At 71.6% G+C, this 22,038-nt stretch carries 20 protein-coding genes; 10 read left to right on the top strand and 10 right to left on the bottom strand.

The genetic code is table 11. The annotated features are described in order from the left end of the window. Positions 1-14: 14 nt before the first annotated feature. The 3 genes from gnd to dnaA all read right to left on the bottom strand — a co-directional run bounded on the left by gnd (position 15) and on the right by dnaA (position 4,804). Complete coding sequence (gene gnd / locus ACTMSW_RS24105; protein WP_441182947.1) at positions 15-887, bottom strand: phosphogluconate dehydrogenase (NAD(+)-dependent, decarboxylating); 873 nt, start codon at positions 885-887, stop codon at positions 15-17. A 40-nt stretch (positions 888-927) separates the two neighbouring features. Then, positions 928-2,061: a DNA polymerase III subunit beta gene (dnaN, locus tag ACTMSW_RS24100; RefSeq protein WP_441182946.1), complete on the bottom strand. Its 1,134-nt coding sequence runs from the start codon at positions 2,059-2,061 to the stop codon at positions 928-930. Positions 2,062-2,947: 886 nt separating this feature from the next. Next, the gene (gene dnaA, locus ACTMSW_RS24095; protein ID WP_441182945.1) at positions 2,948-4,804 is read right to left on the bottom strand and encodes a chromosomal replication initiator protein DnaA; all 1,857 of its coding nucleotides are present in this window, start codon (positions 4,802-4,804) and stop codon (positions 2,948-2,950) included. A gap of 635 nt (positions 4,805-5,439) precedes the next feature. Here dnaA and rpmH point away from each other — a divergent pair. The 9 genes from rpmH (at position 5,440) to ACTMSW_RS24050 (ending at position 14,065) form a co-directional block, all read left to right on the top strand. Beyond that, positions 5,440-5,577, top strand: coding sequence for a 50S ribosomal protein L34 (gene rpmH / locus ACTMSW_RS24090; RefSeq protein ID WP_091061882.1), 138 nt, complete (start codon positions 5,440-5,442; stop codon positions 5,575-5,577). A 34-nt stretch (positions 5,578-5,611) separates the two neighbouring features. Further along, on the top strand, positions 5,612-6,019 hold the full coding sequence (gene rnpA, locus ACTMSW_RS24085) for a ribonuclease P protein component (protein ID WP_441182944.1): 408 nt from the start codon (positions 5,612-5,614) through the stop codon (positions 6,017-6,019). A 44-nt stretch (positions 6,020-6,063) separates the two neighbouring features. Further along, the gene (gene yidD / locus ACTMSW_RS24080; protein WP_441182963.1) at positions 6,064-6,303 is read left to right on the top strand and encodes a membrane protein insertion efficiency factor YidD; all 240 of its coding nucleotides are present in this window, start codon (positions 6,064-6,066) and stop codon (positions 6,301-6,303) included. Further along, positions 6,304-7,299 (top strand): membrane protein insertase YidC, encoded by a 996-nt coding sequence (yidC, locus tag ACTMSW_RS24075; RefSeq protein WP_441182943.1) that lies wholly within the window; start codon positions 6,304-6,306, stop codon positions 7,297-7,299. A 210-nt stretch (positions 7,300-7,509) separates the two neighbouring features. Then, positions 7,510-8,106, top strand: a complete 597-nt coding sequence (locus tag ACTMSW_RS24070; protein WP_441182942.1) for a Jag family protein — start codon at positions 7,510-7,512, stop codon at positions 8,104-8,106. A gap of 151 nt (positions 8,107-8,257) precedes the next feature. After that, entirely contained in the window at positions 8,258-8,956 is a 699-nt protein-coding gene (rsmG, locus tag ACTMSW_RS24065) for a 16S rRNA (guanine(527)-N(7))-methyltransferase RsmG (protein WP_441182962.1), read from the top strand. Positions 8,957-9,218: 262 nt separating this feature from the next. Further along, positions 9,219-10,382: a ParA family protein gene (locus ACTMSW_RS24060; protein WP_441182941.1), complete on the top strand. Its 1,164-nt coding sequence runs from the start codon at positions 9,219-9,221 to the stop codon at positions 10,380-10,382. Positions 10,383-10,409: 27 nt separating this feature from the next. Then, entirely contained in the window at positions 10,410-11,429 is a 1,020-nt protein-coding gene (locus ACTMSW_RS24055) for a ParB/RepB/Spo0J family partition protein (protein ID WP_441182940.1), read from the top strand. A gap of 1,796 nt (positions 11,430-13,225) precedes the next feature. Then, complete coding sequence (locus ACTMSW_RS24050) at positions 13,226-14,065, top strand: hypothetical protein (protein WP_441182939.1); 840 nt, start codon at positions 13,226-13,228, stop codon at positions 14,063-14,065. A 35-nt stretch (positions 14,066-14,100) separates the two neighbouring features. On the opposite strand, the gene ACTMSW_RS24045 is transcribed toward ACTMSW_RS24050, so the two are convergent. Then, positions 14,101-15,099 (bottom strand): D-alanine--D-alanine ligase family protein, encoded by a 999-nt coding sequence (locus ACTMSW_RS24045; RefSeq protein ID WP_441182938.1) that lies wholly within the window; start codon positions 15,097-15,099, stop codon positions 14,101-14,103. Between the two features lie 7 nt (positions 15,100-15,106). Continuing rightward, positions 15,107-16,420 carry a PLP-dependent aminotransferase family protein gene (locus ACTMSW_RS24040; RefSeq protein ID WP_441182937.1) on the bottom strand — a complete coding sequence of 438 codons (1,314 nt, stop codon included), beginning with the start codon at positions 16,418-16,420 and terminating at the stop codon, positions 15,107-15,109. Positions 16,421-16,708: 288 nt separating this feature from the next. Here ACTMSW_RS24040 and ACTMSW_RS24035 point away from each other — a divergent pair, with 288 nt between their 5' ends. Continuing rightward, positions 16,709-17,374: a GNAT family N-acetyltransferase gene (locus ACTMSW_RS24035; RefSeq protein ID WP_441182936.1), complete on the top strand. Its 666-nt coding sequence runs from the start codon at positions 16,709-16,711 to the stop codon at positions 17,372-17,374. Between the two features lie 41 nt (positions 17,375-17,415). Here the strand turns inward: ACTMSW_RS24035 and ACTMSW_RS24030 are convergent, their stop codons facing one another. From ACTMSW_RS24030 to sigM, 5 genes are all read right to left on the bottom strand, one after another. Continuing rightward, positions 17,416-18,582 carry an N-acetylmuramoyl-L-alanine amidase gene (locus tag ACTMSW_RS24030; RefSeq protein ID WP_441182935.1) on the bottom strand — a complete coding sequence of 389 codons (1,167 nt, stop codon included), beginning with the start codon at positions 18,580-18,582 and terminating at the stop codon, positions 17,416-17,418. 154 nt (positions 18,583-18,736) lie between these two features. Beyond that, positions 18,737-19,060, bottom strand: coding sequence for a thioredoxin (trxA, locus tag ACTMSW_RS24025; protein ID WP_357028384.1), 324 nt, complete (start codon positions 19,058-19,060; stop codon positions 18,737-18,739). Positions 19,061-19,092: 32 nt separating this feature from the next. Next, positions 19,093-20,046, bottom strand: coding sequence for a thioredoxin-disulfide reductase (gene trxB, locus ACTMSW_RS24020; RefSeq protein ID WP_441182934.1), 954 nt, complete (start codon positions 20,044-20,046; stop codon positions 19,093-19,095). Positions 20,047-20,230: 184 nt separating this feature from the next. After that, positions 20,231-21,232, bottom strand: coding sequence for a hypothetical protein (locus ACTMSW_RS24015; protein ID WP_441182933.1), 1,002 nt, complete (start codon positions 21,230-21,232; stop codon positions 20,231-20,233). Then, the gene (gene sigM / locus ACTMSW_RS24010) at positions 21,229-22,005 is read right to left on the bottom strand and encodes an RNA polymerase sigma factor SigM (protein WP_441182932.1); all 777 of its coding nucleotides are present in this window, start codon (positions 22,003-22,005) and stop codon (positions 21,229-21,231) included. Before sigM ends, ACTMSW_RS24015 begins: the two co-directional genes overlap by 4 nt. Positions 22,006-22,038 lie beyond the last annotated feature (33 nt).

Here is a 22,038-nt window from a genome sequence, read left to right as displayed (position 1 = left end):
CCTGTGGATACCGCTCAGCGCTTGTGGACGGCGTGCCCGCCGAACTGCTGACGCAGCGCGGACACGGCCTTCATCGCCGGCGAGTCGTCCTGGCGGGAGGCGAACCGGGCGAAGAGGGAGGCGGTGATGACGTTGAGCGGCACGGCGAGCCGGACCGCCTCGTCGACGGTCCACCGGCCCTCGCCGGTGTCCTCGGTGTAGCCGCTCAGCTCGGCCAGCTCCGGGTCCTCGTCGAGGGCCAGGTCGAGCAGGTCGAGCAGCCAGGAGCGCACGACGGTGCCTTCGCGCCACGACTTGAAGACGCCCGGCACGTTGGTGACCAGCTCGGACTTGGCGAGCAGCTCGTAGCCCTCGGCGTAGGCGTGCATCAGGCCGTACTCGATGCCGTTGTGCACCATCTTGGCGTAGTGGCCGGCGCCCACCGGACCGGCGTGGACGAAACCGAACTCACCGGCCGGCTTCAGCGCCTCGAAGACGGGCATCAGCCGCTCGACGTGCTCCTGCGCACCGCCCACCATGAGCGCGTAGCCGTTCTGCCGGCCCCAGACGCCACCGGAGACGCCGACGTCGAGGTAACCGATGCCCTGCTCGTTCAGGCGCTCGGCGCGGGGGGCGTCGTCGCTGAAGCGGGAGTTGCCGCCGTCGATGATGATGTCGCCGGCGCCGAGAACGCCGGCCAGCTCGTCGATGGTCGCGTCGGTGACCCCGGCGGGGACCATGACCCAGACCGCCCGCGGCGACTCCAGCTTGTCCGCCAGCTCCGCCAGGCTGGCCACGTCGCTGATCTGCGCGTTGTGGTCGAAGCCGACGACTTCGTGCCCGGCGGCGCGCAACCGCTCGCGCATGTTGCCGCCCATCCGGCCGAGCCCTACCAGGCCGAGCTGCATCTGTCCCTACCTCCGTGCGTTCGGGTCTTCTCGGGTGCGATCAGCGCGAGACGCGGATCGGCATGATGAGGTACCGGTACCCGGGAAGGACCTCGCCATCCTCGCCGGCAGGCGAAATCACCGCCGGCTTGAAGGCATCGACGAACTGGAGCACGGCGAACTGGGCCCCCAGGTTCGCGAGGCCGTCGATCAGGTACTGCGGGTTGAAGCCGATGGTCAGCGGGTCACCGGTGAAGGTGGCCTCCATGGCCTCGCTGGCGCGCGCCTCCTCGGTGCCACCGGCCTCGACCACCAGACCGTCGGCGCTGAAGCTCAGCAGCACCGGGGTGGCCCGCTCGGCCACCAGGGCGACCCGCTTGACGACCTCGATGAGCGTGCTGACCGGCACCCGGGCCTCGGCGTTGTGGGTGGCGGGGAAGAGCGAGCGCACCGGCGGGTAGTTGGCACCGTCGAGCAGCCGGCTGGTGGTGCGGCGGGTGCCGCCGGCGAAACCGATCATGCCCTCGCCCGCGCCGCCCTGGGACAGCGCCATGGTGACGTGGCCGCCGATCGGGCCGAGCGCCTTGGCGGTGTCGTTCAGGGTGCGGGCCGGCACGAGGGCGTTGAGGCTGATCTCCGGGTCGTCCGGGTTCCACTCCATCTCGCGCAGCGCGAGGCGGTAGCGGTCGGTGGCGAGCATGGCCATCGTGCTGCCGGAGAGCTCGACGCGGACGCCGGTCATCATCGGCAGCGTCTCGTCACGGCCGGCGGCGATCGCCACCTGCGCGACGGCGGCGGCGAAGGCGGCGGCGTCGACGGTGCCGGCGCTCTCCGGCATGTCGGGCAGGGACGGGTAGTCCTCCACCGGCATGGTCGGCAGGGTGAAGCGCGCGCTGCCGCAGACCAGTTCGAGGTGGGCGCCGACCGCGGCGATGTCGACCGGCTTGGCGGGCAGCGCCTTGGTGATCTCGGCGAGCAGCCGGCCGGAGACGAGGGCGGCGCCGTCGGCGTCACCCTGCACCTCGACGCTGACCTGGCTGGAGACCTCGTAGTCGAAGCCGGAGACCTGGAGGTTGCCGTCGGTGACGCGCAGCATCACGCCGGCGAGCACCGGTACGGATGGCCGGTTGGGCAGGCTCTTCGCGGTCCAGGCCACGGCCTCGGCGAGCGCGTCGCGCTCTACTCGGAACTTCATCAATGCCTCCGCGTCGACGTCAGCGACAACTCTCTCATGCCGACCGCTGCCTACCGTCCCGCCTGACCGGCGGGTACCCATCGCACCTTAGGGCGCGTGGGCATCGGCTGTGCGCCCGACCCCGTGGATCCAGGTGCCGGGGCGACCGCCGACGGCGGTGTCCCGGCCCGATCCACAGGAAGTCCAACGGTGGTGATTGGTTTTTGTTCTTCTTAGAAGAGATAACCCATCGTCTTCATCGCACCTGTGCAAACTGTGGAGAACTGCCGTCTGCGCAGGTCAGACAGGTTATCCACCGGTGGTTTCCCTGTGGAGAACCGGGGGTACAACTCGTGCCTCGGTCCACAGGCCGCCGTCGTCCCCAGGCTGTCCACGGTTGTCCACCGGTTGTCCACCGGTAATCCACCGACTTCCTCCCCAGGTCTGTGGACACGTGGAAGTGACTCGACGACCGTCATCCCCAGAACCTTCAACAGCTTGCCCACAGGTGGACTGTCTTCTGGGGACAACCACCTGGTTGTCCCCAGGCGTCCACAGCTTCGTCCCCAGGGTTTCTCCACAACCTGTGGGTAACTGCCCGGAGGACGGACCGTAGTTTTCCACTGGCTGTGGACAACGAGTTGTGGACAACGACTCGGACGGTGGACGGACACGGCCCTGATCCTGTGGTCTACACCATGTCGAGGGTCAACCCGCGGGGCTGTGGAGAACCGTCGAGCGGTCGTGGCGAGGCGCCGCCGACGGGATCCTCAGACGCCGGACGCCCGACCGGTGGTCCGGCCGGGCGTCGTTCGTCACGATGGGGTGCCGCGCGGGGACGGCGGGCGTACCGACGACAGCTTCGGTTCGGTGCGTCTGACGCCGCGCCGCGAGCCGAAGCCGTCGCTCAGGTGGTCTGCTTGATCCGGTTGGTGAGTTCCGCGATCTGGTTGTAGAGCGACCGGCGCTCGGCCATCTGCTGGCGGATCTTCCGGTCGGCGTGCATGACCGTGGTGTGGTCCCGGCCGCCGAAGGCCTGGCCGATCCGGGGCAGCGACAGGTCGGTCAGCTCGCGGCACAGGTACATGGCCACCTGGCGGGCGTTGACGAGCACGCGGGACCGGGAGTGGCCCCGCAGGTCCTCCAGGCTCACGCCGAAGTACTCGGAGGTGGAGACCATGATCTGGTCGGCGGTGATCTCGGGACCGGCACCGTCCGGGATGAAGTCCCGCAGCACCTCCTCCGCCAGCGACAGCTCGACGGTGGACCGGGTGAGACTGGCGAACGCGGTCACCCGGATGAGGGCGCCCTCCAGTTCCCGGATCGAGTTCGACACCCGGGAGGCGATGAACTCCAACACGTCCGGCGGAGCGTACAGCCGCTCCTGTGCCGCCTTCTTCTGCAGGATCGCGATCCGGGTCTCCAGGTCCGGCGGCTGGATGTCGGCGAGCAGCCCCCACTCGAACCGGGTCCGCAGCCGGTCCTCCAACGTCGCCAGTTGCTTCGGCGACCGGTCGGAGGTGATCACGATCTGCTTGTTGGCGTTGTGCAGGGTGTTGAAGGTGTGGAAGAACTCCTCCTGGGTCCGCTCCCGGTTCTCCAGGAACTGGATGTCGTCGATCAGGAGGATGTCGACGTCCCGGTAGCGGCGCTGGAACGCGCTGATCTTGTCGTCCCGCAGCGAGTTGATGAAGTCGTTCGTGAACTCCTCGGTCGACACGTACCGCACCGAGCGGGCGTTGCCCAACGTCGTCGCGTAGTGACCGATGGCGTGCAGCAGGTGGGTCTTGCCCAGACCGGAACTACCGTAGATGAAGAGCGGGTTGTACGCCTTCGCCGGCGACTCGGCCACCGCGACGCTCGCCGCGTGCGCGAACCGGTTCGACGAGCCGATGACGAACGTCTCGAACATGTACTTCGGATTGAGCCGGTTGCCGCCACCGTCGGCGCCCGCCCGGCGGTCGTCCCGGCCGCCCGGCCGGTGATCCCCGCCACTCCGGCCCGGGCCACTGTCCGTCGCACCGTCCCGGGGCAGGGCCCGGATGACGTGCTGGTCCCGGGGGGACATCGCATCCTCGCGGTAGCGGGCGTCGAAGCCCCGGCGCTCGCCGACCGGCGGGTCCAGGCGGGCGGGCGGCTCCTCCAGGTCCCGCGGATCCGGGCCACGCCGCCCGGCGGGCCGGTCCGGTCGCGAAGGCTCGGCGAAGGCGGTACTGAACAGCGGCTCCTGACCGCCCCGGCCACCCGGGCCCGACCGGTGCCCGTCCTCCCGGGCGTGCGGGATCTCCGGCGGATGGTCGACCCGACGCTCGGGCTGAGCCTGCTCCGGGATGAGGGGAAGCTGCTGCCGGCCGTCCCCGGTGTCCGGCCGTGCGTCGAAGCGGCCGTCGCCGGGACCGGTGTCGTAGTCCACCGGCCCGCCGGCGAAGTCGAGCGGCCCGCCCTCGGGCGCCGGCTCCGGTGCACTGCGGTAGACGGTGCCGGCCGGGCGACCGGAGCCGTCCTCCGGCACGCGCACCGTGACCGCCACCTGGATCGGCCGGCCCAGCCGGCGGGTCAACGCCTCGGTGATCGCCGGACGCAGCCGCGACTCGATGACGTCGCGGGTGAAGGCGTCCGGAACGGAGAGGAGGGCGGTGTCCTCGACGATGGCGCGCAGCCGGGTCAGCCGGAGGTACGCCCGCTGCTGCGCGGAGATGATCTCGTCGGCGAGCTCGTCGGTCGTAGCCGTCCACACCTCGGCAAGGTCGGTCGTACCGGCCACCGTCGTGCCACCCCCTCGCCTCTGCTCCCGGACGCCGTCCGTCTTCCCGGTCGGCCGTCCCGGGCCCGCCGCGTTCGAGCGGGTGGAACATCACCCCACCCGGACGGCTGACCGGTCCTCGTCCACAAGTTATCCACAGCCTGTGTACGCACCGATTGTGGCCGCCCGTCGGACGCGGGTCGGACCTGCCCCCTGCCTGAACGGGCGCTGAAGCGGGTTCACCGTGCCGAACGATCCACTGCCCTGTCCGGTCTTGCCCCGTCGGCGACGACCGCACCCGTCGACGTCGACCGCAATCGGGCACGGTAACAGCGTTGTCGCCGCACCATCAACCGCCGACGCGCAGGCACCCTGTCGGCATCAGTGAAAACCGCCGCTTCGGTCGTGCCGCCCGTCCGCTGTCCGACCTGGTGGGAGTGTTTGACGGTCGTTGCACCCCTGCGTAGGCTGGAGCGGCTGCTCTCTCGCCCTCTGCTAGGGTGATGGATGCTTGCTGTCCGCGGTCGCGTCCCCGCCTCACCGAGGTCTCGCGTCGCCGGGCAGCACCGATCGGGGGCCACCGCCGAGGTGGCCTGGACCACCACACGACCCCGGCGAGCCCCTCGCCCGGGGCGTACGAAAACGGAGAGCCTGACGTGAGCAAGCGCACCTACCAGCCGAACAACCGCCGGCGCGCGAAGACCCACGGCTTCCGGCTGCGCATGCGCACCCGTGCCGGCCGCGCCATCCTCTCGACCCGTCGCGCCAAGGGTCGCACCCGCCTGGCGGCCTGAGGCCGACCGGGCAGATCCGGGGACGTGGGCAGTCGTGCTGGCCGCCGCGCAACGCCTGCGGCGCAGCACTGACTTCGCCGCAGCGGTCCGTGGTGGCCGACGCGTCGGTCGTGGCGCGGTCGTCGTCCACCTGACCATGCCGGCGGTTCCCGACCAGCCAGACCCGTCGGAGCCGGCGCGGAGTGACGTGGAGCAAGCCTCCGCGTCCAGCCGCGCCGGCTTCGTCGTGTCCAAGGCCGTCGGGAACGCGGTGGTCCGCAACCAGGTCCGCCGTCGCCTGCGGCATCTGGTCCGGGAACGGCTCACCGGGCTGCCGGCCGGCAGCACTCTCGTCGTCCGTGCCCTGCCCGTCGCGGCGGACGCGCCGTACGCCCGACTCGCCGGCGACCTCGACGCGGCGCTCGCCGCCGCGCGGACGTCCCGGGGACGGCGGTCGCGGTGAGTACGCCGCACGAGGTTCCACCCCCGGTGACAACCGGTGCCCGGGTGCTGACCGTCCCCATCATCGCGTACCGTCGGTGGATAAGTCCGGCTCTGCCGGCCCGCTGTCGGTTCTACCCGTCGTGCAGTGCGTACGCCCTCGAGGCGGTGGCCCGCCACGGCGCGTTCCGGGGAGCCGGCCTGGCGGTCCGGCGGTTGTTGCGCTGCCACCCCTTCCACCCAGGTGGATTCGACCCGGTGCCGGACCCGGGCGGTCGCCGACGTGCCGATGTGACTGGAGCCTGAGTGTTTAGTCTCGACTGGATCTACTACGCCATTTCGTGGATCCTGCTGGCCTGGCATGGGGCCTGGGACCGCATCGGGGTGCCGGACGGGGCGGTGCTCGGCACGAACTGGACCTGGATCCTGGCCATCATCTTCCTGGTGGTGACCGTCCGGGTGATCCTCTTCCCGGTCTTCGTCAAGCAGATCAAGTCACAGCGGGCGATGCAGGCGCTCCAGCCCCAGGTCAAGGCGCTGCAGGAGAAGCACAAGGGTGACCGGGAGACGCTCCAGAAAGAAATGATGGAGCTCTACAAGAAGGAGAAGGCCAACCCGCTCATGGGTTGCCTTCCGATGTTCCTTCAGATCCCGGTCTTCCTCGGCCTCTTCCACGTGCTCCGCCGGCTGGACCCGGACAAGAGCGAGACCGGCAAGACCCTCTACGGCTGGACGGTCAGTCAGTTCGAGAGCGCGTCGAGCGCGGCGATCTTCACCGCCCCGATCGCCGGCAAGTTCGGCTCCACGGCCGAGGAGCTGGCCAGCCTCGGCGCCGACGCCACCACGGTCAAGATCATGGCCGGCATCCTGGTGCTGATCATGATGGGCACCACCTACCTCACCAGCCGTCAGATGATCCTCAAGACCGGCTGGGCGGAGGACCCGCAGCAGCGGATGATCCAGCGCCTGATGCTCTACGGCATCCCCCTGTCGCTGCTGATCTCCGGCGCGATCTTCCCGATCGGTGTGATCATCTACTGGGTCACCAACAACCTCTTCACGCTCGCCCAGCAGCAGTGGGTGCTGCGCAAGTTCCCGCCGCCGCCGAGCGTCACCGCCAAGTCCGGCAGCGCCTCGACCCGCAACCCGGTCCAGCCGGCCAAGACCGGTGGCCTGCTCGGCCGCACCAAGCCGGCTGCCCAGGTGCCGGCCAAGCCGGCCGCGCCGAAGGTCGCCGGCCCGAAGCCGGGCGCCAAGCCGGTCAACCCGAAGAAGGGTCGGCCCGCCAAGCGGCAGGGCTGAGCCCCAGGGCCGTCGTCGGGGTGACCGACGGCGGCCCGTTCCGCACCGCGCTGCCGCCGTCCGGCCGGCGCCGGGCGGAACGGCCGCGCGCGGCGCGGACACGGGCGAAACTGCCCGTACAGACGTGCCCGTGGGCACCGGCGACCTCCCGCCGGCCACGGGAGACCAGCGGACCCGACGGTCCGGCCGAGCGACTACGGAGATGACACCGTGACCGACACCAGCACCCCCCGCGCCGACGACTCCCTGGACGCCGAGGAGACCGAGGCGATCGGGGCGACCGGCGACGACGCCGACGAGACCGAGGAGACCGGCACCACCGGCACGGAGAAGAAGGCCTCCGGCGAGAGCGAGCTGTTCCGGCAGAGCGAGATCGCGGCCGACTACGTCGAGGGCCTGCTCGACATCCTCGACTACGACGGCGACATCGACGAGCTGGTCTCCGGTGGCCGTCCGGTCGTCGAGGTGGTCGGCGCGCGCCTGCAGAACCTGGTCGGTCAGCGCGGTGCGACCCTGGAGGCCCTCCAGGAGCTGGCCCGCCTCGCCGTCTTCCGGCAGACCGGCTCCCCCAGCCGGCTGCTGCTCGACGTCGGCGGCTACCGGGCCAACCGCCGCAAGGAGCTGGCCGCCGTCGCGCGCAACGCCGTCGAGAAGGTCAAGGAGCACGGCGAGCCCGTCCGCCTGGAGCCGATGTCCGCGTTCGAGCGCAAGTGCGTGCACGACGTGGTGAACGCGATGAGCGGTGTGGAGAGCGAGTCCGAGGGCGTCGAGCCGAACCGGCGCATCATCGTCCGGCCGGCGGACTGACCGGGTGACCCACGACGACACCACGGCCGGCGCCGTGGACGGCCCGGGCGGCACGCCGTCCGGGCCGTCGCCCGTTCGCCCCTCCTCCGACGAGGAGGGGGCCGCCCCGGCCCGTACACCGTCCCCGGAGGACGCCGTCCTCCCGCCCGACCTGGCCGAGGCCGCACGCGCGCTCTTCGGCGACCGGCTGGACCTCGCCGCCGCGTACGCCGAACTGCTCGCCACCGACGGAGTGGTGCGTGGTCTGATCGGCCCGCGAGAGGCTCCCCGGATCTGGGACCGGCACCTGCTCAACTGCGCGGCCGTGGCGGAACGGATTCCGGAGGGCGCGACGGTGCTCGACGTCGGGTCGGGCGCGGGCCTGCCCGGCCTGGTGCTCGCGATCGCCCGTCCCGACCTGACGGTGACCCTCATCGAACCGCTGAGTCGTCGTACCTCCTTCCTCATCGAGACGGTGGAGCGGCTGGGCCTGGCGAAGATGGTCCGGGTGTTCCGGGGCCGTGCGGACGAGGCGGCCACCGGCGCGACCGGCATCGCCCCGTTGACGGGGGACATCGTCACCGCGCGTGCGGTCGCCCCCCTGGATCGGCTCTCGACCTGGTGCCTGCCGTTGACCGTCCGGGGTGGACGACTGATCGCGCTCAAGGGCGCCTCGGTGGCCGAGGAGATTGCCGAGCACGCCGACACGGTGACGCGGCTCGGCGGCGGTACGCCGGAGATCCACCGTTGCGGCGAGGGTCTCATCGACCCGCCCACGACCGTCGTCGAGATCGTGCGGGAGCGTGTCGTCGGCCCGGTGCGACCCAAGGCGCCGAAGCGCTCGCGTGGCGGACGGTCCCGACGTCGCTGACGTCCGCACATCGTTTCCGCTGTCTGCCCGACGGTTGGGTCGTTGAACCGGACGGGGTGGAAGGACGGATACGAACCCGACGTGGACCGGCTACGCCCGTGCGCCGTAGGCTGGCCGCGCGTCGATAGTGTGGAGCGGGTGGCGACGGACGTTCATCTGATCCCGCCCGCTCCCGCCGGGTCGTACGATCTTCAAGCGCGAGCGCACGTGCGTCCGGTTGACGGGTTGCGGACCGACCATCCGAAGCGGGCAGGGATGACAGGTGCATGACGACGGCAGGTACGACGATCCACGCGTGACCGGATCAGCGAACGGTCCTGTTTCACGTGAAACCGACCCTCCGAGTTGGCCGCGCGACGTGTCCGGCGACGCGACAGCCGCCGGCCGCCTGGAGGTGGCCGTACCCCACCAGCCGACGCCCGCCGGCGTACCGGACGCGACGCCCGGCCCGGTGCCCGTGACCGACACGACCACGACTCCCCCCGGTTCCTACGGGCGCGTCGCCCCCGAGGACGCGTACGTTTCACGTGAAACCCCGACGCGCGAAGAGGATGACCCACCGTTGGCTATGGAGGCGATGCGCGCCGTGCAGATCCTGAATCCGAGTGGCGAGGTGACGATGCCTCGCCCGGAGCGGACGCGGGTCATGTGCGTCGCGAACCAGAAGGGCGGCGTGGGCAAGACCACCACGACGGTGAACCTGGCAGTGGCGCTGGCCCTGCACGGCAACCGTGTGCTGGTGATCGACCTGGACCCGCAGGGCAACGCCTCCACGGGGCTGAGCGTCCCGCACCACACCGGCGTGCCGGATGTCTACGACTGCCTCATCAACAGTGTGCCGCTGGAGGAGGTGGCTCAGCCGGTCGAGGGCATCCCGAACCTCTGGTGTGTGCCGGCCACCATCGACCTCGCCGGCGCGGAGATCGAGCTGGTCTCGGTGGTCGCCCGCGAGTCCCGGCTCTCCCGCGCCATCACCGGCTACCCGGGGCACTTCGACTACGTCTTCATCGACTGTCCGCCCTCGCTCGGCCTGCTGACGGTCAACGCGCTCGTGGCCGCGCAGGAGGTGCTGATCCCCATCCAGTGCGAGTACTACGCACTGGAGGGTCTGAACCAGCTCATCAACAACATCAACCTGGTCCGACAGCACCTCAACCCGCGACTCGAGGTGTCCACGATCCTGCTCACCATGTACGACCGCCGGACCCGCCTGGCGGACGCGGTTGAGCAGGACGTCCGCAACCACTTCGGTGACAAGGTCCTCCAGGCGGTCATCCCGCGCAACGTCCGGGTGTCCGAGGCGCCCAGCTACGGCCAGTCGGTGATGACCTACGATCCCGGTTCGCGGGGTGCCACGAGTTACTTCGAGGCCGCGCAGGAGATCGCCGAGCGGGGCGTCAAGGAGCCGGTGGGCCGGAATGCGTAGTGGGGACGAGGCGCGGGGAGGCGTGGCATGAAGAACCGTCCACGGGGCGGTCTGGGGCGGGGCCTGGGGGCGCTCATCCCGACCGGGCCGGCACCGACCCCCGACACCGGCGTGGTCGATTCCGACGACGGGCTCGCTTCCGGCACGTCGGCCATCCCGACCGCGGCGACGTCCGCACCTGACGTCCCGGCGACGGTGGCCGCCGTCGGTGGCCTGAGCCCGGTTCCCGGTGCGCGGTTCGCCGAGATCCCGGTCGACTCGATCGTGCCGAACCCGAAGCAGCCCCGGCAGGTCTTCGACGAGGACGCCTTGGAGGAGCTCAAGACCTCCATCCGGGAAGTCGGCTTCCTCCAGCCGATCGTCGTCCGCCAACTCGACGACGAGAAGTTCGAACTCGTCATGGGTGAGCGGCGCTGGCGTGCCGCCCAGGCGGTGGGGCGGGAGAACATCCCGGCAATCGTTCGGGACACCCGCGACGACGCCATGCTGCGGGACGCGCTCCTGGAGAACATCCACCGGGCCAACCTGAACCCGCTGGAGGAGGCGGCCGCGTACCAGCAGCTGCTGGACGAGTTCGGCGCGACCCACGAGGAACTGGCCCGGCGGATCGGCCGCAGCCGGCCGCAGATCTCCAACACCATCCGGTTGCTCAACCTGCCCCCGCAGGTGCAGCGGCGGGTCGCTGCGGGCGTGCTCTCCGCCGGCCATGCCCGGGCCCTGCTGAGCCTCGACGAGTCGGAGGCCCAGGAGCAGTTGGCTCTCCGCATCGTCGCGGAAGGGCTCTCGGTCCGGGCGACCGAGGAGATCGTGGCCCTGTCGCTCAGCGACGGCTCGGCCAAGAAGGAGGCGGCACGGCGGCGTCCGAAGCCGCACGCCCCCGCGCTGACCGATCTCGCCGACCGCCTCTCCGACCGGTTCGACACCCGCGTCAAGGTGGACATCGGCCGGAGCAAGGGCAAGATCACGATCGAGTTCGCCACCGTCGACGACCTGGAGCGGATCGTCGGCATCATCGGAGTCGAGCAGGAGCAGTCCGGGGAGGAGTGACACCCTCGGGCGCTGCACGGCCGCGTGATCCCCGTCGGGGTCACGCGGCCGCTCCGTTTGCGGGCCTCGGGACGGGGTCTTCTCCTACCACCTGGGCGGGTGACCAACTGGCCGCCACCCGGACGCCGTCCACACTCACGCCTCCCTGCGGGCCCGCTCTGCCGTCTGGGCGCAACGCCGATCGGGCTTCCCGCGTCCCGCCCGTCAAGAGGGCTCAGGCCACGTGCAGATCGTGGCGGGTGCTGTGGGGCACCGCTTGGCCTTGTTCGTGGCGACACGGGCCCTACAGGCGGCTCAACGCTTGATCAGAGCAGTGTGTCGATCTGGTGGCCCGGATTTCGCCTCTCTACCGGAGGTTCCTCTGCGGGATGGCGGTGGCCGTCGGGGGTGAACGCCAGCTCCCCCCTACCGGACGTCCCGACCCGCGTCCTCCGGCTCCCTTGTTTCACGTGAAACCGACGGAAGGAAACCGGTCTTGCGGCGCGAGTCGGCTGCCGAGGGTTCCTGCGGCAGGTGGCTCGGACCCGGCGCGCCAGCTGCGCGGCACAGGAAGGTCACCCCGGACGGGCCCGTCTTCGACCCATCCCCGTCGCGTCGATCTTGACATCGCCGGGATGGACGTGGGCAGTCGCTGAGGCGGAGGGATCTGGCGGGAAGTCGTCGTCAGGTGGGAGGAGGCCATCGCGCCTTCACAATCGACGGCGCTCCCGGAGCGGAGGGGACGCCGAGGGGGAAGCGCAAGGTGACGTCCGGGCACAGCGACATTCAGCGGCGACACCGCGGGCGGCTCGGGAGAGCGACTCCGAGGGCGGATTCCGAGGCGCGATGTGTTCGTGCGTGGACGGGCCGCGAGGCGTGGACGGTTAGCCGGGCGTGGACGGATCGCGGGGTGTGGGAAGGCGCGGCATCGAGCGCGGGGCGAGATAGGGGGAGGGCCCCGCAGGGAGCCGGCGGAGCGACCGCACGGCGCGGGGCGCGGGGCGCGGGGCGCACGGTGCGGGGAGCGGGGAGGAGAGTTGCGGCGAGGCGGTGCGAGGGCGGGAGTCGCGGCGGGAGGGCGGGAGGTCGCGGCGAGGCGGGAGGTCGCGGCGCGAGGCGGGAGTCGCGGTGGGACCACGAGGGCGGTGGCGCGGTGGGCCGGCGCGAACGTGAGGGCAGTGGCGCGGCGCGAACGCGTGACGGTGGGCCGGCGCGAACGCGAGGGCGGTGGGCGGCGCGAACGCGTGACGGTGGCGCGGCGCGACCGCGAGGGTGATGGGTGGGCGTGGAGGTCGTGCGACGACGGTGGGCGCAGCGGCCGGGTGTGACGGCGGAGGCGCGGCGGTAACCGACCCGGCGTCGCCCAGCGGGCAGTTCGAGGCGAGCGGCCGGAAGAGTTGCCGGTGGCCGCTGGGGGCGGATCTGCTGGACCCGCGACGGCGCGGACCACACGGCCACCGACAGGCGTCGGCAGGCAACGGAGGTGATCCCAGCGACAGGGAAACGGCGGCCCTCCCGGGGCGTGTTTCACGTGAAACAGAGATCAGGAACCGGTCACCCCTGCCACGCGCAGCAACGACTGGACAACCTTCAACCGGCTTCCGGAGTTATCCACAGCCGTTGTCCACAGGCAGCACCCGTTTCACGTGAAACAGCGCGTGAAACAGGCCGCTGACCTGTGGATTACGCGGTGTGGCTGACGCCTCAGCAGCCTGTGGATATCGCTGTTGAGGAGGGCTGCCGGATGGCTTGGGAAGCGGCGACGACCGATGGATCGGGTAGGGACAGCCGTCCCGGGAACGACTAGGGTCAGCGTCGTGCACGACACCCCTCCCTCAGTCCCGGACTTCACCCAGTGGCCGTCCTTTCCGTTCGAAGGTGACCTTCGGGTCAAGAAACTCGATGATCCGGTGCCGGTCGAGCCACCCCGTAAGGGCGAGGGCCACCGGGAATGCACCGCCTGCAACGCTCCCGACGACGCGTACATCTGGGTCGGTGAGCGGTGGCGGGTCCGCGCGATGGACCGGCCGACCGGCCTGCCGATGGTGCTGATCCTGGAATCCCGCTCGCATCTCGATCTCGGTGACCTGCCGAATCTGCTGGCCGCCGAACTCGGGGTCATGACGGTACGGCTCGAAAAGGCCATCCGGTCCCTCGACGGGGTCGCCCGGGTCCACGTGAACCGTTGGGGTGACGGGTCGGCGCACCTGCACATGTGGTTCCTGGCCCGGCCGTACGGTCAGCTTCAGCTGCGGGGCACCTTCCTGTCTCTGTGGGATTCCATCCTGCCGCCGATCTCCGAGACCAGGTGGCGGGAGAACCTGGCGATGGTGGCGGCCTGGCTGGCCGAGTTCGGCGGCCGACCGCTCGCCGAACCTCCGCGTATCCAGTGGCAGGCCCCGTCGAGCCTCGCGGCCGCGGCGGCTTCTCCCGCCACTGCCGCCGACGGCCCGGAGGAGGAGCCCGTCTCCGTGATCGAGTCGGACGAGGAGACGCCCCTGCCGCCGCCCGGTGGCGACGCCCACAACGGCGTCGACGACGCCCACGACGACGACGCCCACGACGACGACGCCCACGACGACGCCCACGAAGCCGACGACGACGCCCACGACGACGACGTCAAGGCCACCACGGAGCGCGAGCGCGCGGCGGACTGAGGGAGAGACCGGACGAGACCGAGAGGTGGCCGCGCTCAGCGGCGGCGAGCAGCCGCCCGGGCCACCAGGGAGCCGATGACGCGGCCGAAGTCGAGGCCGGCCGCCTGCACCGCCAGCGGGAGCAGCGAGGTCTCGGTCATCCCCGGCGACACGTTCACCTCCAGGACGTGCGGCTGACCGGCCGGGTCGACGATCAGATCGACCCGGCTGAGGTCCCGCAGGCCCAGAGCGGTGTGTGCGGCGAGGGCGACCTCGGCAACGGTGTCGGCCACCGTCGGGTCGAGCCGTGCCGGCGTGTGCCACGTCGTCCGGCCGGCGGTGTAGCGGGCGGCGTAGTCGTACACCCCGTTGCGCGGCACGATCTCCACCGCCGGCAGCGCGCGCGGACCGTCGCCCAGGTCGACCACGGAGACCGCCACGTCCATGCCCGGCACGTACCGCTCGACGAGCGCCGTCGAGTCGTACGCGAAACAACCCACCATCGCGGCCGGCAGCGCCGCCGCGTCCCGGACCACGGCGGCGCCCAGGCCCGACCCGCCCTGCGTGGGCTTCACCATCAGCGGAAGTCCCAGCCGGTCGACGATGCGGTCGAGGACCGCGACGGCACCCAGCTCGGAGAAACGGTCGTGCGGCAGGGCCACCCAGTCCGGGGTCGGGATGCCGGCCTCCCGCAGCACCGCCTTCGCGGAGGGCTTGTCCCACGCGAGACGGGACGCGCGGGCGTCGCAACCGACGTACGGGACGTCGCAGAGGTCGAGGACCCCCCGCAGCGAGCCGTCCTCGCCGGTGGCGCCGTGCAGGGCGATCACGACGGCGTCGGGCGGGTCGGCGGCCAGCGCCGGCAGCAGGGCCACGTCGGCGTCGCGCAGCTCGGCCTCGACGCCGACGGCGCGCAGAGCGTCGAGTACCCGACGGCCCGACCTCAGCGAGACGTCCCGCTCGTAGGAGAGGCCACCGGCGAGGACCACGACGCGCAGGTCGGCGGTGACGGCGGGATCGGTCACGACGGAACGGTCGGCAGCGGTGGGACCCATGCCGGAATCATGCCAAGTCGGGACCAGGCGCGTCCGAGCCGGCCCGGCCACGGCGCCCACCGGGGCCGCCCACCGCCCCGAACACCCGCCGCATGGCGATGTCCTGCTCCATGACCCCGGCCAGCCGGCGTACGCCCTCACGGATCCGCTCGGGCGACGGGAAGGAGAAGTTGAGCCGCATGTTGCCGCTGCCGGAGCCGTCGGCGTAGAAGCCGGTGCCCGGCACGTACGCGACGCGGGCGTTGATCGCCCGCGGCATCATCGCCTTCGAGTCCAGCCCGTCGGGCAGGGTCGCCCAGACGAAGAGGCCGCCGGCGGGGGTGGTCCACGTGGTGCCGGCCGGCATGAGGTCGGCCATCGCGTCGAGCAACGCGTCGCGCCGCTCCCGGTAGACCTCGCGGTACACCTTGAGCTGCTGTCGCCACGGCATCGTGGACAGGTAGGTGGAGACGGCGGCCTGCGCGTAACCGCTCGGGCAGAGGATCTGCGCCTCGCTGGCGATCACCAGCTTGTCGCGGACCGCGTGCGGCGCGAGGATCCAGCCGACCCGCAGGCCTGGCGCGAAGGTCTTGGAGAACGTGCTGAGGTAGAAGACGCCGTCGCGGCGCCGCGCGCGCAACGGCGCCGGCGCGTCACCCTCGAAACCGAGCTGACCGTACGGGTCGTCCTCGACCACGAGCAGGCCGGCGCGTTCGCAGATGTCGAGCACCCGCTCCCGCCGCTCCTCGGTCAGCGTCACGCCGGTCGGGTTCTGGTACGTCGGGATGGTGTAGAGGAACTTCACCCGGCGGCCGGCCCGCGCCTGCTCGGCGATCGCCGCCTCCAGGGCCTCGGGGACCAGCCCGTCGTCGTCCATCGCGACGTGCACCACCTGGGCCTGGGCGGCCTGGAACACCCCGAGCGCGCCGACGTAGGTCGGCCCCTCGGCGAGCACCACGTCACCCGGGTCGAGGAAGAGCCGGGCCACCAGGTCGAGGGCCTGCTGGCCGCCGACCGTCACCACCACGTCCTCCGGGGAGGCGCCGCACCCGGCGTCGATGCCGGACAGCGACATCACCTCGCAGATCCGCTCGCGCAGCTCCGGGGTGCCCTGGCCGATGCCGTACTGGAGGGTGGTGGCGCCGTGCTCCGAGCCGAGCCGGCCGAGCATCTCACCGACGGCGTCCAGCGGCAGTGCCGCGATGTAGGGGGCGCCACCGGCGAGGGACACCACCTCCGGCCGGCTGGCGACCGCGAAGAGGGCGCGGATCTCCGAGGCGGTCATGCCCCGCACACGACGGGCGTACCGGTCGGTGTAGTCGTCGAGCGTCGTGCCGGTCATGACATCACCTCGATGGCTGCTCGGGTGGTTTCCGCCCCGGGTACCCGGGACACCGGCGACCATGGGCGGCTCGGGGCGCCGACTGTCGATACTAGTCGCCCGGGACCGGCTGGTCGCGGTGCCGGCATCGACCTTCCACATCCCGGACCGGGTCCCGCCGCCGGGTGGGGTTTCGCGCGTCCCCTCCCGTCGCGTCCGATCGCGGCGTACGATCGCTCGTCGGGGGCAGGGATCGCGGTGGTGTCGTTCGTGCCGGTCTCACCCCGAGCCTAATGTGGGGATGCGCCAATGTCGCGACGTCTGGTGAGCTTGACCCTCGACACCCTGGAGGACCTGCCCCGCCCGTGCCGGCAGTGCGTCTACTGGGAGTTGGACCCGGTCTCCGCCGACCGTGCCTGTTCGGCGGGTGACCCCGGCCTGGAGAAGGAGGCCTGGGTCTCGCAGACGCTGCTGGAGTGGGGGTCCTGCGGCAAGCTCGTCTACGTCGACGGCATGCCGGCCGGTTTCGTCATGTACGCCCCACCGGCCTACGTGCCCCGCTCGATGGCCTTCCCCACCTCCCCGGTGTCCGCCGACGCGGCGCTGCTGATGACGGCCAACGTGGTCCCCGCCTTCGCCGGCGGTGGGCTGGGCCGGATGCTGGTGCAGGGCGTCGCCCGGGACCTCACCAAGCGCGGCATCAAGGCGATCGAGGCGTTCGGGGACGCCAAGTTCGGTGACGCGGCCGACCCGACCGGCACCTGCGTCGCGCCCGCCGACTTCTTTCTCTCCGTGGGCTTCAAGACGGTCCGGCCCCACCCGCGTTTCCCCCGGCTGCGGTTGGAGCTGCGAACCGCGCTGAGCTGGAAGTCCGACGTCGAGTACGCGCTGGAGAAGCTGCTCGGCTCGATGAGCCCGGAGACGCTCCTCCGCCCGGTGCGGCCGGCGCCCGCGACCCGCTCCACGACGGGGTGAGGGACGTGGTCAGTCGACCACCGTGCCGGCGGCGACGGTGGTCAGTCGACCACCGTGCCGGCGGCGACCACCGCCCGCAGTTCGCTGACGTCGATCGACCCGGTCGGCACGTCCCGCTCGATCGGGAAGTACATGCGCTGGACGGCGGCCACGACGGCCTCGGCCAGGGTGTCCCGGAACCTGGGGTCGACCAGCCGGGCCCGGTCGTCGGGCGAGGTGAGGTAACCGATCTCGACGCGTACCGCCGGCATGCGGGTCAGCCGCAGCAGGTCCCACGCCTTGGCGTGCGTACGGCAGTCGCGCAGCCCGGTACGCGCGACGATCTCCCGCTGCACCAGCCCCGCCAACCGCTCACCGGTCGCCGAGGTGACCCCGTTGTCGGTGCCGTAGTGGTACGTGGCGACTCCCTCCGCAGCCGGGTTGGCGTGCCCGTCGCAGTGCAGGGAGATGAAGACGTCCGCGCCGAGCGAGTTGGCAAGGTGGGCCCGCTCCACGTCGGGCAGGCAGGCGCGCTGCGCCGGTCCCCGGGTGAGCTGCACCCGCACTCCGGAGGCAGCGAGCCGCCCCTCCAGCCGGCTGGCCAGGTCGTGCACCAGGTCCGCCTCGGTCCACCGCAGCGTGCCGTCGGGCACCACCACCCCCGGGTCGGTCCCACCGTGGCCGGGGTCGATGACGACGGTTCGACCGACGAGCGTCGGGCCGGACTGGCGGATGGCGTCGGACTCCCGCAGCCACTGCGGCCGGCCGCCGACGACCTTGCGGCCGAGGCGGCGCAGCGCGTTCATCGTGTGCGGACCGCAGGTGCCGTCCGGGGTCAGTCCGACCTCCCGCTGGAACTGGGCGACCGCGCGGGAGGTCCGTACGCCGTAGATGGCGTCCGCGCGGCCCACGTCGTACCCCATCTCCAGGAGGCGCTCCTGCAGCGTCCGGACATCCTCGCCGGTGAGCGGCTCGGGCACCGCGTGGTAGAGCGTGCGGGCGCCGAGCCGCCAGCGGGCGGCGTCGAGTGCGCGCCAGGTCTCCGCACCGACCCGGCCGTCGACGCTGAGCCCGCGTGACTGCTGGAAGGCGCGGACGGCGCGTTCGGTGTGTGCGTCGAAGTCGTCGGCGTCGGGCGCGGTCGCCGGCCCGAGCAGGTCGAGGGCGGAGAGCACCGTACGGATCTCGGTGACCGCGGGTCCACGGTCACCGGGTCGGATCGGACGCACGCACGACCCCCTCTGCACGGACGCTGGCTGGCCGGGCGGCCCCAGGCTTGAGGTTATGCGCTCGGTGGCCGTGAGGTGGGCACGCCGGGAAAATGACGTCGACCCCGCGCCCGGCGGACCGGGTACGGGGTCGACGTGGAGACGTCCGGGCAGCTCAGAGCGCAGATTCGATGAGCTTGACCAGCTCGCCCTTCGGCTTCGCGCCGGCGATGGACTGCACCGGCTCGCCGTTCTTGAACACGGTGAGGGTCGGCACCGACATCACCCGGTAGGTGCGCGCGGTCTCCGGGTTCTCGTCGATGTTGAGCTTGACGATGGTGACCTGGTCACCCATCTCGCCGGCGATCTCCTCCAGCAGCGGAGAGACCTTCCGGCACGGGCCACACCACTCAGCCCAGAAGTCCACCAGAACCGGCTTGTCGGACTTGAGAACCTCGCTGGCGAAGCTGGCGTCGGTGACCGCCTTGGTTGCTCCCACTATGACCCTCCTTGGGGATGTGTAACTGTTGGTCAGCCCTGCAGCGTGGCGATGAAGCGCTCGGCGTCCAGTGCGGCCGCGCAGCCGGTGCCGGCGGCGGTGATCGCCTGCCGGTAGGTGTGGTCGACGACGTCACCGGCGGCGAAGACACCGGGGATGCTGGTACGCGTGCTGGGCGCCTCGACCTTCACGTACCCCTCGTCGTCGAGGTCCACCTGCCCACGGAAGAGCTCGCTGCGCGGGTCGTGACCGATGGCCACGAAGACGCCGGTGACGTCGAGGACCTTCGACTCGCCGGTGTGCACGTTGCGGACCCGTACGCCGGAGACCTTGCCGTCGGAGCCGAGCACCTCCTCGACCACGGTGTTCCACTCCACCTTGATCTTCTCGTTGCCCATCGCCCGCTGAGCCATGATCTTGCTGGCGCGGAACGAGTCACGGCGGTGGATGATGGTCACCGACTCGGCGAAGCGGGTGAGGAAGCTCGCCTCCTCCATCGCCGAGTCACCGCCACCGACGACCACGATGTGCTGGTTGCGGAAGAAGAAGCCGTCACAGGTCGCGCAGGACGAGACGCCGTGGCCCAGGTACTCCTGCTCGCCGGGAACACCCAGCGGCCGCCAGGCCGAACCGGTGGAGAGGATGACGGCCTTCGACCGGTACGCGGTCTCGCCCACCCAGACGGTGCTCAGCGCGTCGGAGCCGGTCTCGCCGGTGTCCTTCAGCTCGACCCGGGTCACGTCGTCGGTGAGGAACTCCGCGCCGAACCGCTCGGCCTGCTTGCGCATGTTGTCCATCAGCTCGGGGCCGAGGATGCCGTCGGCGAAGCCGGGGAAGTTCTCCACCTCGGTGGTGGTCATCAGGGCGCCGCCGGACTGCACGCCCTCGATGACGAGCGGGTTGAGGTTGGCGCGCGCGGCATAGACCGCCGCCGTGTAACCGGCCGGCCCGGAGCCGATGATGATCAGGTTGCGGACCTCGTCCACTGCCGTCTCCCGATGGTGTGTGTTCGACCCCGGCGCGCGCACCGGTGCCGATCCGATGCCGACGCCTCGCGCGGGTCGCCGGCAGCCTGATGTGCAGAACGTCATCGTACGAACCGGGGATTCCCGAGCCGGGCATCCGGTGGGTCACGTCACGTGGACGGTCAAACGCCCGGTGACCGCGTTTTCACCCTACCCGCGTACGGAAGCGCGCGTCCGAGCCGGACCCCGGGACGCCGCACTCGGCACCGGTCACCCAGGACCACCTCGTACCCGTGGCGTCCGTGAACCGCACGATCAGCGCCGATTCGCCCTGGAAGCGGGCGTAATCGATCACGTCCACCACGAGCGGGGCGCTGCCGTGCTCGGCGGTGATCGCGGCGAGGCAGGCGTCGAGCGCCGCGGGATCGTTCAGCCGGTCGAGCGAGGCCGGACCGGCGACCCGACCCTCGTCGTCCTGCTGGCCCGGTCGGACGCCCGGGACGCCGCTGGCCAACGCACGGCTCGGCATGGAGGGCCGGCTGGCCAGCACCTCGGCCGTGTACTCGACTCCGCTGCGTTGCGGCGGCTCGACGGTCCGGAACGCCGAGCCGGCGGCGGGGGTGGCTACCTCCGGGTGGGCCAGCTCCGACGTCGCGGTGTCGCCACCGCCGCGCCCGGCCACCTGCTGGAGGCCGAGCCCGACCACCGCGAGCGACGCCGCGGCGAGCGCGATCGGCCCGGCGACCCGGGTCCAGCGCCGCTGCCGCCGCCCCGGTCCGGTTGCCGCACCCCGGTCCGGCGCAGGTCCGGACACGACCGCCGGGCGTCGACCGCCGAGCGGCTGTGCCGGCACCGCGTTCCCGGCCCGCCCACCGATGTGTCGGCCGACGGGGTCGGGCGCACCGGTGGTGGCGTCGACCGGTCCGGCCACGTCGCTGGCGGCGTCTTCGGCGTCGGCGTGCACGAGAACGGCGGAGATCCGGTCGGTCACGTCCGGTGGCATCGCCACCGGCACCGCCCCCCACGCCGCCAGGTCGTCCCGGACGTCCGCGACGGCCGGGGCGAGCAGGGCGTACGCGTCAGTCCAGGCGGGCACCTCGTCGACCAGTCGCGCGACGGTCGCCTCCTCCGGGGTGCCGTCCAGCGCCCCGCCGACGTAGTCGGCGAGCAGGTCGTGGTCGACCTCGCGGAACTGCCCGGTCGTCACGCGTCCTCCTGTCTGGCGCCCCGCCGGGACCGCCCCGACCCCGATCCGACGTTGCCGGAGGGCTGCGGGTTCCCGGACGTGACGGCCGGCACGATCGCCTCGGCGGTCTCAATGCCGGCCGGCACCTCTCGCCCGGCGGCGGACCGGGGCCGCAGGTGACCCAGCGACCGGGCCAGCCGTGCCCGGCCCCGGGCGCACCGGCTCTTGACCGTCCCCTCGGCCACACCCAGGATCAGCGCCGCCTCGGCGACCGGATACCCCTGCACGTCGACGAGGATGAGCGCGGCACGTTGCTCGACCGGCAGCGCCACGAGAGCGTCCCGGACGACCAGCGCGGTGTCGTGGTCCGGTGCCGGTGCGGCGGGTTCCACCCCGCCGGTCGCGGAGCCCGATCCGGTGTCGTGGACGCCGTCCGGCAGCGGCACGGTCCGGTGCGTCTGCCGGCGCCGGATGCGGTCCAGGCAGGCGTTCACCACGATCCGGTGCAGCCAGGTGGTCACCGCCGAGTCGCCCCGGAACCGACCGGCCGCGCGGTGGGCCGAGAGCAGCGCGTCCTGGAGCGCGTCGGCGGCCTCCTCGCGGTCACCGACGGTCCGCAGGGCCACCGCCCAGAGCCGGTCCCGGTGCCGGCGGAACAGTTCGGCGAACGCGTCCCGGTCACCGGCGACGTGGGCGTGCAGCAGGTCGAGGTCGGTGGGGTCCGTCGACGACGGGACCGGTGTGCCGCTCGCGCCGCCCACCGGTCCGGTCCTCTGCCCGCCGTCCACGCTCACCGCCGCGTCCTGCGGATGCGGTGACCGGGACGG

The sequence above is a fragment of the Micromonospora sp. BQ11 genome, from assembly GCF_052068135.1.
Lineage (GTDB): Bacteria > Actinomycetota > Actinomycetes > Mycobacteriales > Micromonosporaceae > Micromonospora.
The sequence above is the reverse complement of the archived record's forward strand: the minus strand, read 5'-3'. Positions and strand labels throughout refer to the sequence as shown.